At 65.7% G+C, this 12,742-nt stretch carries 11 protein-coding genes; 2 read left to right on the plus strand and 9 right to left on the minus strand.

What is annotated here, in order from left to right:
- Positions 1-12: 12 nt before the first annotated feature.
- The 4 genes from P0086_RS09655 to P0086_RS09670 all read right to left on the minus strand — a co-directional run bounded on the left by P0086_RS09655 (position 13) and on the right by P0086_RS09670 (position 4,887).
- The gene (locus P0086_RS09655; RefSeq protein ID WP_275784970.1) at positions 13-1,623 is read right to left on the minus strand and encodes an ABC transporter substrate-binding protein; all 1,611 of its coding nucleotides are present in this window, start codon (positions 1,621-1,623) and stop codon (positions 13-15) included.
- Between the two features lie 78 nt (positions 1,624-1,701).
- Complete coding sequence (locus tag P0086_RS09660; protein ID WP_275784971.1) at positions 1,702-2,418, minus strand: HAD-IA family hydrolase; 717 nt, start codon at positions 2,416-2,418, stop codon at positions 1,702-1,704.
- Positions 2,419-2,658: 240 nt separating this feature from the next.
- On the minus strand, positions 2,659-4,035 hold the full coding sequence (locus P0086_RS09665) for an aspartate aminotransferase family protein (RefSeq protein WP_275784972.1): 1,377 nt from the start codon (positions 4,033-4,035) through the stop codon (positions 2,659-2,661).
- Between the two features lie 12 nt (positions 4,036-4,047).
- Complete coding sequence (locus P0086_RS09670; RefSeq protein WP_275784973.1) at positions 4,048-4,887, minus strand: GNAT family N-acetyltransferase; 840 nt, start codon at positions 4,885-4,887, stop codon at positions 4,048-4,050.
- Between the two features lie 326 nt (positions 4,888-5,213).
- On the opposite strand from P0086_RS09670, the gene P0086_RS09675 reads away from it, so the two are divergent.
- Both P0086_RS09675 and P0086_RS09680 read left to right on the plus strand, forming a co-directional pair.
- Positions 5,214-5,882 (plus strand): haloacid dehalogenase type II, encoded by a 669-nt coding sequence (locus P0086_RS09675; protein WP_112600572.1) that lies wholly within the window; start codon positions 5,214-5,216, stop codon positions 5,880-5,882.
- 16 nt (positions 5,883-5,898) lie between these two features.
- Positions 5,899-7,173 carry an FAD-binding oxidoreductase gene (locus P0086_RS09680; protein ID WP_112597161.1) on the plus strand — a complete coding sequence of 425 codons (1,275 nt, stop codon included), beginning with the start codon at positions 5,899-5,901 and terminating at the stop codon, positions 7,171-7,173.
- Positions 7,174-7,278: 105 nt separating this feature from the next.
- On the opposite strand, the gene P0086_RS09685 is transcribed toward P0086_RS09680, so the two are convergent.
- From P0086_RS09685 to P0086_RS09705, 5 genes are all read right to left on the minus strand, one after another.
- Entirely contained in the window at positions 7,279-8,736 is a 1,458-nt protein-coding gene (locus P0086_RS09685; RefSeq protein ID WP_112597163.1) for an NAD-dependent succinate-semialdehyde dehydrogenase, read from the minus strand.
- Between the two features lie 24 nt (positions 8,737-8,760).
- Positions 8,761-9,801, minus strand: coding sequence for a tartrate dehydrogenase (locus tag P0086_RS09690; protein WP_112597165.1), 1,041 nt, complete (start codon positions 9,799-9,801; stop codon positions 8,761-8,763).
- A gap of 10 nt (positions 9,802-9,811) precedes the next feature.
- Positions 9,812-11,275, minus strand: coding sequence for an aldehyde dehydrogenase family protein (locus P0086_RS09695; RefSeq protein ID WP_275784975.1), 1,464 nt, complete (start codon positions 11,273-11,275; stop codon positions 9,812-9,814).
- A 158-nt stretch (positions 11,276-11,433) separates the two neighbouring features.
- Positions 11,434-11,790, minus strand: coding sequence for a cupin domain-containing protein (locus P0086_RS09700; protein ID WP_112597169.1), 357 nt, complete (start codon positions 11,788-11,790; stop codon positions 11,434-11,436).
- 25 nt (positions 11,791-11,815) lie between these two features.
- Positions 11,816-12,739 (minus strand): glyoxylate/hydroxypyruvate reductase A, encoded by a 924-nt coding sequence (locus tag P0086_RS09705; RefSeq protein ID WP_112597171.1) that lies wholly within the window; start codon positions 12,737-12,739, stop codon positions 11,816-11,818.
- Positions 12,740-12,742: the final 3 nt, after the last annotated feature.

A 12,742-nucleotide genomic window follows, 5' to 3' on the forward strand; every position in this document is an offset into this window, starting at 1 on the left:
GGGTGATCGGCCTCAGGCGTCGAGCCAGACGTATTCGGCAAAGGCGTAGCCCATCATGCCGCCGAGCGGATTGGCCTCGAGGCCCTTCAGGTTCGCCGAGATCGCATCCACGTTCGAGATGAAGACCGGGATGACGGTGCCGGCTTCCTCGGAAATCATGACCTGCATCTGGCCGTAGATCTCCTTTCGCTTGGCCTCGTCGAGAAGGCCACGGGCTTCCACCAGCATCTTATCGAATTTTTCCGACTTGTACTGGCTTTCATTCCACGGTGCGTTGGAGGCGTAGAGCAGCGAGAACAGGATATCCGGCGTCGGCCGCGGGTTGATATTGCCGAAGTGAACCGGTGCCTTGAGCCAGTAGTTCGACCAGTAGCCGTCGGAAGGAACGCGCTGCACGTCGAAGTTCATGCCGATCTCGGCGCCAGACTGCTGGACGATCGTCGCCATCTCCACCGCCGAGGTCGGCGCCTCCGACGTGATCATCGGGATCGACTGGCCGAGCAGGCCGGACTTCTGGAAATGGAACTTCGCCTTTTCCGGGTCGAAGGCCTTCGGCTTGAGTTCCGCATTATGATAGATGCTGGCCGGAGGAACGGGCTGGTCGTTGGCGATCTCCGCCAGGCCGCGCAGCACCGATTTCTGGATCTGCTGGCGGTTGATCAGATGCTTCATGCCCATGACGAAATCGGCCTTGTCGCCCGGGGCGAGGTCGAGGCGGATGTTCAGGTCGGTATAGTTGCCCGACGTCGTCTGCGACAACGCGAAGCCGGGCTGGCTTTCCACCAGCTTCATCGAGCGTGGCTTGATCGAGGCCGCCAGATGGATGTCGCCGGAAAGCAGGGCGTTGATGCGCGCATTGTCGTCGGTGATCGCAAAGAACTCGAACGAGTCGACATGCGGGCCGCCGGCCTTGAAGTAGTTCGGATTCTTGCTGAAGATCGATTTGACGCCGGGCTCGAAGGTTTCCATCTTGAACGCGCCGGTGCCGATGCCCTTGGAAAAGTCGGTCGTGCCGTCCGCGACGATCATGAAGTGGTGCATGGCCAGGATGGTCGGCAGGTCGGCGTTCGGGTTGGCGAGCGTGATCTCGACCGTCAGCGGATCGAGCGCCTTGACGTCGGTGATCTGCTTGGCGATCGCATTGACCTTGGAGCCGACGGCCGGATCCATATGACGCTTGAGCGAGAAGACGACGTCGTTCGACGACAGGGATTTGCCGTCGTGGAAGGTGACGCCGGAGCGGAGCTTGACGGTCCAGACCTTGGCGTCGCCGCTCTTGATGCTTTCGGCGAGTTCCATCTGAACGGTGCCGCCCTGATCGAGGAACGTCAGGCGGTTGTAGAGAGCGCAGCAGCGGACGTAGTCGGTCGACAGCGACGCCTTGGCCGGGTCGAGCGTGTCGGCGGTGGACGACGACCAGCCTGCCGCCCTCAGGTTGCCGCCCGATTTGGGGGTGGCGGCCACAGCGTTGGTCGCGCGCCCCAGGACCAGGCCGCCCGCTGAAAGCGCAGCGCCCCCCGCCAGCAGCATCGTCAGCAGCTCGCGGCGGGTCGCGCCCCGGCGAATGGCATTCTCGACCATGGCGTCGTCAGAGGCGGTCCAGTTCGTGATCTTGTCGTTCATTTCATTCCCCTTTTTGCTGGTTGGCGGGCGACCCATCTTGCGTGGTTTGGTCCGATGCTTGAAAAGTCCTGAATTCCCTCAGTTTCCGCGTGCTGTCCTTGCAGCCTCGGCCAGTCCGGCCATCGACGTGAAATGATAGTCGGGTCTGGTGAACTCGGCCGGTTCGATCGTGCCGCCATAGCCCGGCTGGGCGTGGCGGCGCTGGATCCAGCAATTGGTCATGCCGAGGTCACGGGAAACGCCGATGTCGTGATACTGGCTCTGGGCCACGTGCAGGATGTCGTCCTTGCTGGCGCCTTCGCGCGAAACGAAATCGAAGACCTGGTGAAAGAAGGCGGGGTCCGGCTTTTCCGTGCCGGTGTCGTCAGCGGTGAACGCGGCGTGGAAGGGATTGCCGAGTGCATTCGAGAAGTGCTCCAAGGCCCAGCGACGGGCGTTGGTCATGGCAATCAGGCGATAGTTCCTTGCAAGCTCCGCCATCGCCTCGGCACTGTCGGGAAACGCTTTCCAGGTCCTGGCGGAATCGCGCAGGCGAATGCCGTAGGCCTCTTCAGACGGCAAGCCGAGCTGCGTCGCGATGGCCAGGTAGACGCGCACCAGGTCGTCCGGAAAGAGATCGGCGTCGTCGGAATAGCGGGCGGCGCGATAGAGCGAGAGCGCTTCTTCGCCGTCGATCTGAACGCCGGCTTCCGTGGCGATCTCCTGCAGGCAGGACTTGAGGCCGCCCTCGAAATCGATGAGCGTGCCGACCACGTCGAAGGTCATGTACTTGAATTCCGGCAGAGATTTTATCAATTCCATATCCCCAGTTAGGTCGCAGGCGACGCGCAACGGCGGCCCGGGGAAAGAATATGCTGTCCCGGGCCTCGGCGTATTTTGATGCAAAGCCCGGATTTTCCGGGGTTTGAGGCCGTCATTGGCTAAGATAGTGCCACTTGGTCCGAACCATTTGCGCCGAATAGGCGGGGCCGTGCGGCACAAAATTCCGAAATTCGGGCTGCCGCGATATTTCGGCCAGCCGGGGTCTGAATCGGCTCAGCCGCGGACGGTGCGCCGGACATCGGGATCCTCCAGGGTCTGGTCCAGCGTCTTTGCCGTGCGCTCGATGATCGCATCGATATCGGCATCCGTGCAGCACAGCGGCGGCGCGTAGCCCAGCACGCCGTTGGCGAAGGCGCGGATGATCAGGCCATTGTTCCAGGCACGATCGAAGACGCGGCGCGCCGGCGCGGCGTCCGCCGAAAGCGGCGTCTTGGCGGCCTTGTCGGTGACGAGCTCGATCGCCGCCAGCATGCCGCGGCCGCGGACATCGCCGACCAGCGGATGGGCCTTGAGGCTTTCCAGGCCGGCCATCAGACGGGCGCCGGCCCTGATGCCGTTTTCCAACAGGCCACCCTCGTAGAGCTTCAGCACCTCGAGGCCGACGGCGGCACTGACCGGGTGAGCCGAATAGGTGTAGCCGTGCCCGACGGCGGATGCGCCTGCGCCGTCGGCGATCACCTGATAGACATGATCGGCCATGAATACGGCGCCCATGGGAACATAGCCGGAGGTCAGGCCCTTGGCCGTGGTCATGAAGTCGGGGACGATGTCGTCCTCGGTGCAGGCAAACAGCGGGCCGGTCCGGCCGAAACCGGTGATGACCTCGTCGGCGACGAAGAGGATGCCGTAGTCGCGGCAAAGGTTGCGCATGGCCTTCATCCAGCCCTTGGGCGGCACGATCACCCCGCCGGATCCCTGGATGGGCTCGGCGTAGAAGGCGGCGACGCGGTCGGCGCCGATGGCCTCGACCTTCTCCTTCAGCGCGGCGAGGGACGCGGCGATGATCGCCTGCGGATCCTCGCCTGCCGGGTTGCGGTAGGGGTAGGGCGAGGGGATCTTGTGCTGCCACTCGAAGGGAATGCCGAAGCCGGCGTGGAAGTTCGGCAGCGCCGTGAGGCCGGCACCGACCGTCGACGAGCCATGATAGCCCTGCTCGATCGAGATGAACTGGTCGCGCAGCGGCTGGCCCCTGGCGATCCAATAGTAGCGGATGAACCGAATGGTGCTGTCGACGGCATCCGATCCGCCGAGGGTGAAGTAGACGTGGTCGAGATCGCCGGGTGCGCGTTCGGCAAGCTCGGCGGCAAGCCGGATGGCCGGCTCGGAGCCCAGGCCGAAGTAGGCGGTTGCGTAGGGCAGTTCCCGCATCTGGCGTGTCGCCGCCTCGACGATCGAATCGTGGCCATAGCCGGCATTGACGCACCACAGGCCGGCAAAGCCGTCCACCAGCTGGCGCCCCTGCGCGTCGGTGACGGTCGCGCCCTTGGCGGAGGCGAGAACACGTACCCCCTGCTGTTCGTGGCCGCGATAGGAGGCGACGGGATGCACGAGATGGGCGCGATCGAGTTCGATGAGGGAATTGCTGAACATGGTGTCTCCGGATCAGCCGAGGGCCTGGTTGGCCAGGGCGAAGGTATGAACTGTCGATGCGGCAGGGCGGACGGGCAGGGGGCGCGCCATGGCGACGCCACCGCCGACATGAGCGAGAGAGCAGTCGATGAGCCAGGGGGCGAGACCGGTGCCGGCGCCGGTGTCGACCCTGAGAAAGGCGCCGGTGCGGCGGCTCATGAAATGCGCGACGAGCGCCTTGGCGTCGTCGATGCCTGTGGCGACGACCGGCCCGACGACCTCGCCGCGGCCGAAAGCCCGGATGCAGGCGAAGCCGGCGATGCCGGCGTTTCGGCGCAGGACGGCGACCTCGCCGATTTCGGCCAGCCTTGCGATCAGTGCCGAACGGTCGGCGCCGAAGGCTTCGCGGTCGAGCGTGATGATCGCGGCGAGATCTCCGGGGGCCGCGGTCTGCGTCTCCCCGGGCGCCGCCACGCTGCCGACGATCCCCTGGTGTTGCAGGATGGCGCCGGTTTCACGGAACCCCAGTTTCTCGTAGAGCGGCAGGCCCTCGGCCGTCGCGACCAGGCGAAGCGACCGCTCCCCGGCGAGCTTGAGTGCTGCATCCATCAGGTGGCGGCCGACGCCGCGGCCCCGCATGCGCGCATCGACGATCACCATGTTGATCGTGGCACAGTCGTTGCCGTAGGGCGTCATCAGCGCCGTGCCGACCACCCTACCGGTCTCGTTCACGGCGACGACGCCCTGGCTGAGATCCAGCACGGTCTGCCAATCGGGCAAGCGGTGCGGCCAGCCGGCCTGGCGCGACAGGGCGGCGGCATCCTCCAGGTGCTCGATGCCGAAAGCTCTGGTTTCGATGTCCCCGACGTGCATGGACAGTGCTCTCCGTTTCCGCCCAGAGTTTCGAGGCGAAGGAGCCGGACGAGTATCCGAAGGCGGTGCCGGCGGCGGTATCTTTCGCCAAAGCGGCGGCATCGTTCCGCATCTTATGCCGTGCGTCGGCGATCAGGCGCCGGGACGCGCCATGACATCGCCGACCGCGCCGGCCGCCGTCTGCAACCAAATGCCAAAGCGGCGACGCGATACGGAACATTCTGCTTCGGATTCCGGCAAATCAGTCGGCCCTGATGCCGGAAGCGGTCTTATGATCGTGTTCTCACCCGAAAGGCTCGATGGGCCATCACGCAAGGACGAAGCGCATGACTACCTTCCGCCCGAAATACATCACCTTCGATTGCCACGGCACGCTCATCAACTTCCAGATGGCCGAAGCTGCCCGCGACCTCTACGGTGATCGTCTCGACGAGCCGCGCATGCTGCAGTTCATCAAGAACTTCGCGGCCTATCGGCTGGACGAGATCATGGGCGACTGGAAACCCTATGCCGACGTCGTCCACAATTCGCTGGAGCGGACCTGCAAGCGAAACGGCGTCGCCTTCAACGACGAAGATGCCAGGATGGTCTATGAGCGGGTGCCGACCTGGGGTCCCCATGCGGACGTTCCGGCGGGTCTTGCCAAGGTCGCAAAGGAAATCCCGCTCGTCATCCTGTCCAATGCGATGAACGACCAGATCCCCTCCAACGTCGCCAAGCTCGGCGCCCCCTTCCACGCCGTCTACACGGCCGAGCAGGCCAATGCCTACAAGCCGCGCTTCCAGGCTTTCGAATACATGTTCGACATGCTCGGCTGTGGTCCGGAGGACATCCTGCATTGCTCCTCGTCCTTCCGCTACGACCTGATGTCTGCCCACGACCTCGGCATCAAGAACAAGGTCTGGGTCAATCGTGGACACGAGCCGGCCAATCCCTTCTATGGCTATGTGGAAATCTCCGACATTTCCGGCCTGCCGGGCGTCGTCGGTCTCTGAGGAAAGGCCGAAGCCGATGAAATACGTCTCCTACTGGCACGACACCGCGCCCCGTTTTGCGGGCGCCGTCTCGGGGCCGATCGAAGGTCACTACGACGTTGCCGTGGTCGGCGGCGGCTTTACGGGGCTCGGCGCGGCGCGGCAGCTCGCCATGGCCGGCGCGAAAGTCATGGTGCTGGAATCCGAGACGGTCGGCTTCGGGGCTTCCGGCCGCAACGGCGGGCATCTGAACAACGGCCTGGCCCATAGCTACCTCGCCGCCAAGCGTGAACTCGGCAAGGAGCGGGCGATCGCGCTCTACAGGGCGCTCGACGCGTCGATCGACACGCTGGAGGCGATCATCGCCGAGGAAGGCATCGACTGCGACTTTCGCCGTGCCGGCAAGCTCAAGCTTGCGTCGAAGCCGCAGCATTTCGAAGGGCTCGCCAGGAATTTCGAGGCGGTCCATGCGGAGGTCGATCCGGACACGGCGCTGCTGTCGGTCGATGATCTCAAGCGCGAGATCGGTTCGCCCTTCCACGGCGCCATGCTGTCGAAGAAGAGCGCGATGATGCACATGGGGCGCTACGTCGTCGGCCTCGCCGAGGCGGCCGGGCGGCGCGGCGCGATCATCGCCGAGAAGGCGACGGTCACCGACATTTCGAAGGCGGGCGCCCGGCATGTGTTGAAGACCGCGAGAGGCAGCGTGACGGCCGACAACGTCATGATGGCGAGCGGCGCCTACACGACGCCGAACTTCGGCTATTTCCGCCGCCGGATCATGGCGGTCGGCAGCTTTATCATCGCCACGCGGCCGCTCACCGATGAGGAGATCGCCGCGACGATGCCGGGCAACCGCACCTGCGTCAACAGCATGAACATCGGCAACTACTGGCGCCTCTCACCGGACAACCGGCTGATCTTCGGGGGCCGGGCGCGGTTCTCGGCGACGTCGGACCAGCGGTCGGATGCCAGGAGCGGCGCGATCCTTCGCGACAGCCTCAGCCGCATCTTTCCGCAACTGTCGAGTGTCGAGATCGACTATTGCTGGGGTGGCCTGGTGGATATCACGAAGGATCGCTACCCCCGGGCCGGTTATCACGACGGACTATGGTACGCCATGGGCTATTCCGGCCACGGCGCGCAGCTTTCGACCCACCTCGGCATGGCGATCGCCGACGCGATCCTCGGTCGGCCCGACCGAAATCCAGTGAAGGGGCTCGAATGGCCGGCGGTGCCGGGTCATTTCGGCAAGCCCTGGTTCCTGCCGTTGGTCGGGCTGTACTACAGGATGCTCGACAGGATCCAATGACCGCCGGGCGTGCCTCTCAAGGCACTGGCCGTCGTCGTCGCAAACAGAAAGGTGGGGCTGCGAGCGCAGCCCCACCTTTTTCTTGACCCCGCGTGTGCAGCAGGCTCAGGCGAGGCCGCCGATATGGAAGGTCTTGGCCTCGAGATACTCGTCGATCCCCAGCTGTGATCCCTCTCTTCCCAGGCCCGACTGCTTGACGCCGCCGAACGGTGCCACCTCGGTCGAGATCAGGCCGGTGTTGAGCCCCACCATGCCGAATTCGAGCGCCTCGCCGACGCGCCAGGCCCGCTTGAGGCTTTCCGTATAGAAATAGGCCGCCAGCCCGTAGGGCGTGCCGTTGGCGATGGCGATCGCCTCCTCTTCGGTCTCAAAGCGGAACAGCGGCGCGACCGGCCCGAAGGTCTCTTCGCTGGCAAGCTGCATGTCGATGGTGGCGCCGGTCAGGACGACCGGGGCCGTGTACTGCCGTCCTGCCGGCAGTTCGCCCTTGGCGGTGACGATCCGGGCACCCTTCGCCAGCGCGTCCTCGAGGTGGCGGTTGATCTTGGCGATCGCCGCATCGTTGATCATCGGGCCGATCGAAACACCCGCTTCCGTGCCGGGACCGACCTTCATGGCGTTGACGCGCGCCGTGAGCTTTTCGGCGAAGCGATCGTAGACGCCCGCCTGAACGAGGATGCGGTTGGCGCAGACGCAGGTCTGGCCGCCGTTGCGGAACTTCGACACGATCGCGCCCTCGATCGCGAGATCGATGTCGGCGTCGTCGAAGACGATGAAGGGCGCGTTGCCGCCGAGTTCGAGGGAGAGCCGCTTGACGCTGTCGGCCGCGCCCCGCATCAAAAGCGAACCGACCGGTGTCGAGCCGGTGAACGAGATCTTGCGCACGGTCGCGTTGGCCATGATCTCGTTGCCGATCTCCTTCGGCATGCCGGTGACGATGTTGACGACACCAACGGGGATGCCCGCCATTTCGGCCAGCACGCCGAGTGCCAGGGCCGAATAGGGCGTGAACTCGGAAGGCTTCACGACGACGGTGCATCCGGCGGCGAGCGCGGGCGCGATCTTGCGGGTGATCATCGCGTTCGGAAAGTTCCAGGGCGTGATGATGCCGCAGACGCCCACCGGTTCCTTCAACACGATGATGCGGCGGTCGGCGGTCGGCGATGGTATGGTCTGGCCGCCGATGCGGCGCGCCTCTTCGGCGAACCACTTGACGAAGGAGGCGCCGTAGCGGATCTCGCCGCGTGCCTCGTCGAGCGGCTTGCCCTGCTCGGTCGTCAGGATCAGCGCGAGATCGTCGATATGCTCGATCATCAGCGCGTACCAGGCTTCGAGCAGCGCAGCACGCTCGGCATGCGTGCGCCTCTTCCAGGCCGGGTAGGCCTTGTCGGCAGCCTCGATCGCCGCACGTGTCTCCTCGCCCCCCATGTCGGGTACGGTGCCGATCACCGCCTGGCTCGCAGGATCCGTGACGTCGATGCTCTTGCCCGACCGGGCCGCGACCCACGCGCCGCCGATCAGGCCTTCTTGGCGAAACAGGGAGGGGAGTTTCAAATTCCGCATGCTTGCGATCCTCGGGTACGATTTCTACAGGGCGGCAAGGAGCGCCGCGGTGATGGCGTCCGTCCGGTCCCTGCCGGGAGCCGTGCCGATGCCGGCCGCCGTGGTGGCCTCGATCGCCTTCATGACGGCCCCGGCGGCATCCTTTTCGCCGAGGTGGTCGAGCATCATGGCGCCGGACCAGACCGTGGCGATCGGGTTGGCGATCCCGAGATGGGCGATGTCGGGTGCCGAGCCGTGCACCGGCTCGAACATCGACGGGGCGTTGCGCTCGGGATTGATGTTGGCGGAGGCGGCAAAGCCGAGACCGCCCTGGATGGCTGCACCGAGATCGGTCAGGATGTCGCCGAAGAGGTTGGAGGCGACCACCACGTCGAGCGTTTCCGGCGCCATCACCATCCGCGCCGCCATCGCGTCGATGTGATAGCTGGTGACCTCGACGTCGGGATATTCCGCCGTGAGCTGCTTCGTGACGTCGTCCCAGAAGACCATCGAATATTTCTGGGCATTCGACTTGGTCACCGAGGCGAGCTTGCGGCGCCGCGACCGGGCCTGTTCGAAGGCGAAGCGCAGGATGCGCTCGACGCCCTTGCGCGTGAAGATCGACGTCTCGACCGCCACCTCGTCCGCCGTGCCCTGGTGGATGCGGCCGCCGGCGCCGGAATACTCGCCCTCGGTGTTCTCGCGGATGCAGAGAATGTCGAACCTGGTCGTCTTGAGCGGCCCCTCGACGCCGGCCAGCAGGCGGTGCGGACGGATGTTGGCGTATTGCGCGAAGCTCTTGCGGATCGGCAGCAGCAGGCCATGCAGCGATACGGAATCCGGAACCTCCGCCGGCCAGCCGACGGCGCCGAGCAGGATCGCGTCAAAGCTGCGCAGGATGTCGATGCCGTCTGCCGGCATCATCGCGCCGGTCTCCCTGTAGAAGGCGCAGGACCACGGGAACACGGTCCCCTTCAAGGCAAATCCGTGCGCCCCGGCTGCCTTCTTAAGCACGGACCAGGCGGCTTCCGTCATGTCGCGGCCGATGCCGTCGCCGGGGATCAGGGCTATCGTGTGTGTCTTCATGGTTTCGTCCTCAGAGGCTGATCAAGACGCTCTTGCTCTTTCGATTGGCCTGGAAGGCCTCCCGGCCGAGATCCTTGCCGATGCCGGACTGCTTGTAGCCCCCGGTCGGAAGGATGTGGTCGCGCGAGCGGCCGTAGCGGTTGACCCAGATGGTGCCGGCCTGCAGCCGCCGGGTAAGGCGGATGGCCCGGGAAAGGTCGCTGGTGAAGAGGCCGGCGGCCAGTCCGTAGCTCGGATGGTCGGCAAGGTTCATGGCTTCCTCTTCGTCCTCGAAGGTCTGCAGCGTCAGCACCGGCCCGAAGATCTCCTCGATGACGGCGGGAGAGCGCTGGTCGACGCCGGCGACCAGGGTCGGCGCATAGAAATATCCCGGCACGTCCATGGAACGGCCGCCCGTCAGGCATTCGGCACCGGCTGCAACGGCGGCGGCGACGATGTCGTCGATGCGCTGGCGCTGCCGTTCGGAGATGATCGGCGAATACTGGCTCGCCGCATCCCAGGTCGGTCCCGGCACGACGCGCTTCATCTTCTTGAGGATGGCGTCGATCAGCGGTGCTGCGACACTCTTCTCGACGATCAGCCGCGATCCGGCGACGCAGGCCTGGCCGGCATTGCTGGTGATGCTCGCGGTCACGGCCGCCGCCGCCCGGTCGATATCGGCATCGGCGAAGACGAGCTGCGGGCTCTTGCCGCCGAGCTCCAGCGTCATCGGCTTGACGCCGGTGCGCGCGATGTTCTCCATGATCGCCGCGCCGGCGCGGGTGGAGCCGGTGAAGCTGATCTTGGCGATGTCCGGATGGCCGGTGATGGCATTGCCGGTGGTCATGCCGTCGCCGAGCACGACGCTGATCAGGCCGGCCGGAAGGCCGGCGCGTGCGGCGAGTTCCGCCAGCCGGAGCGTCGAGAACGGCGTCATCTCAGATGGCTTCAGCACGACCGCGTTGCCGGCGGCGAGGGCCGGACCGAGCTTCCATGCGGCCATGTTGATCGGAAAGTTCCAGGGTGTGATCGCGCCGACGACGCCGTAGGGCTCCGTCATGATCATGCCGAGACTGCCATCGTCGGTCGGCACCAGGTCGCTGCTGTCCTTGTCGGCGAATTCGGCGAAGAAGCGGATCTGCTCGGCCGAGATGGCGATGTCGCCCTCGACGAGGTGGCCGACCGGGCGCGTCGAGGCGACCGCCTCCAGCCTTGCCAGCGACACGGCGTCCTGTTCGATGAGGTCGGCCCAGCGATGCAGGACCTTCAGCCGTTCACGGGGACGGATCCCGCCCCAATTGCTTTCCTTGAGGGCCGACTTCGCCGTCTGTACGGCCCGGTCGACGAGATCGGCGCCGGCAATCGGACAGGCGGCGTAGGCCTTGCCGTCGGACGGCCGGCGCATCGCGATGACGCCTTCGCCCGCCACCAGGCGATCGCCGATGAAATGCCCCACCGGCAGGGCCAGGCTGTCAGGATCGAAACTCAGGCTCATCGGGATGTCTCCGTCATCTGACTGCAACGCTACCGGATCGCCAGGACAGGTTGCTCCGGTAGAGGGGACGGCCGCAGCCGAAGTCACCGTTTTGGCGGCGTCGCACAGCGTATTCTGCGGCGCGGGCCTGAAACGGGTGCCGCGCCGCTGCGCGGGCGTCAGGGCGTGACGGTGACGTAGATCTTGCGGACGGTTTCGATGGTCTTCCAGACGCCGACGAAGCCCGGCTTCATGACGAAGCTGTCGCCGGCCCTGTAGACGACCGGCTGGCCGCCGTCAGGGGTGATTTCGACGACGCCGGACAGGATGTGGCAGAACTCGAAGGTCTGGCCCTTGATCGAGCGGGTGACGCCCGGGGTCGCTTCCCAGACGCCGGTGTGCACCAGTTCGCCATGGGCCTCGTCCTGCGCCCAGGTCTTGAGCTGGGGATTGCCGGAGATCAGCCGGTCCGGCGCGGGCGTGTTTTCGCGCGGTGCGAAGGAAGGGTTGGTCTCGATGGTCTTGAGGAGCGACATGGCATTCCTTTCGGGGGTTGAGGTGTCAGTAGCCGCGCCGGCGGTCGACCAGGCCGATCGGATCGAGCCCGGCGCGCAGCCGCCTGATGTTGTCGATGACGGCGCGCGCGGCGGTATGGGGCTGTGTGATGCTGGCGATGTGCGGGGTCAGCAGGATGCGGGCGTCACGCCAGAACGGATGGCCGGGCGGCAGCGGCTCCGGGTCGGTGACGTCGATCACGGCGCCGGAGATGTGACCGCTGTCGAGCGCGGCGAGAAGCGCCTCCTGGTCGAGCTGCGGCCCGCGGCCGACATGGATCAGTCCGGCGCCTTTCGGCAGTTGGCTGAACAGCCTGGCGTCGAGGAAGCCGCGGGTCTCGTCCGTCAGGGGCAGAAGGCAGATCAGCACGTCGGTTTCTGCCAGCATGGCCTCCAGACCCGCCGGGCCGGAGAAGCATCGGACGCCGTCTATCTCCCGGGCGGAGCGGCTCCAGCCGGACAGCGGAAACCCGAACGGCTTCAAACGCTCGAGCACGGCCTGGCCGAGGTTGCCGAGCCCCAGCACGCCGATGCGGCGTTCGCCGGCCTGGGCCTGCGGCAGGACCTGCCAGACCTCGTCCTGCTGCTGCCGCAGATAGGCCGGCAGGTTGCGGTGGAGCGAAAGAACGCCGAGGACGACGTATTCCTGCATCATCCGCACGATGCCCTCCTCGACCATGCGCACGATCTTCACGTCGTCTGGAACGCTGGCGGTGCTGAACTGGTCGATGCCGGCTCCGGTCGAGAACAGCACCTCCAGATCGCGGTAGCGCGCCAGGTTCTCCGGCACGGTCCAGGTCATGAGGTAGCGCACCTCACCGGGATCGACCGTCGCCGGATCCATGGAGAACGGCAGGTCGGGGATTTCGCGGGCGAAGGCGTCCCGGAATACCTGGCCGCGGGCGGCATCGGAATTGAAGAGAAAGGTCATCGT

Source organism: Mycoplana sp. MJR14 (assembly GCF_029210525.1).
Classification (GTDB): domain Bacteria; phylum Pseudomonadota; class Alphaproteobacteria; order Rhizobiales; family Rhizobiaceae; genus Mycoplana.

What these genes read in the sequence shown, in the direction of transcription:
- P0086_RS09655 (WP_275784970.1), bottom strand. Translation starts at nt 1,623, where the DNA reads ATGAACGACAAGATCACGAACTGGACCGCCTCTGACGACGCCATGGTC.
- P0086_RS09665 (WP_275784972.1), bottom strand. Translation starts at nt 4,035, where the DNA reads ATGTTCAGCAATTCCCTCATCGAACTCGATCGCGCCCATCTCGTGCAT.
- P0086_RS09670 (WP_275784973.1), bottom strand. Translation starts at nt 4,887, where the DNA reads ATGCACGTCGGGGACATCGAAACCAGAGCTTTCGGCATCGAGCACCTG.
- P0086_RS09675 (WP_112600572.1), top strand. Translation starts at nt 5,214, where the DNA reads ATGACTACCTTCCGCCCGAAATACATCACCTTCGATTGCCACGGCACG.
- P0086_RS09680 (WP_112597161.1), top strand. Translation starts at nt 5,899, where the DNA reads ATGAAATACGTCTCCTACTGGCACGACACCGCGCCCCGTTTTGCGGGC.
- P0086_RS09685 (WP_112597163.1), bottom strand. Translation starts at nt 8,736, where the DNA reads ATGCGGAATTTGAAACTCCCCTCCCTGTTTCGCCAAGAAGGCCTGATC.
- P0086_RS09690 (WP_112597165.1), bottom strand. Translation starts at nt 9,801, where the DNA reads ATGAAGACACACACGATAGCCCTGATCCCCGGCGACGGCATCGGCCGC.
- P0086_RS09695 (WP_275784975.1), bottom strand. Translation starts at nt 11,275, where the DNA reads ATGAGCCTGAGTTTCGATCCTGACAGCCTGGCCCTGCCGGTGGGGCAT.
- P0086_RS09700 (WP_112597169.1), bottom strand. Translation starts at nt 11,790, where the DNA reads ATGTCGCTCCTCAAGACCATCGAGACCAACCCTTCCTTCGCACCGCGC.
- P0086_RS09705 (WP_112597171.1), bottom strand. Translation starts at nt 12,739, where the DNA reads ATGACCTTTCTCTTCAATTCCGATGCCGCCCGCGGCCAGGTATTCCGG.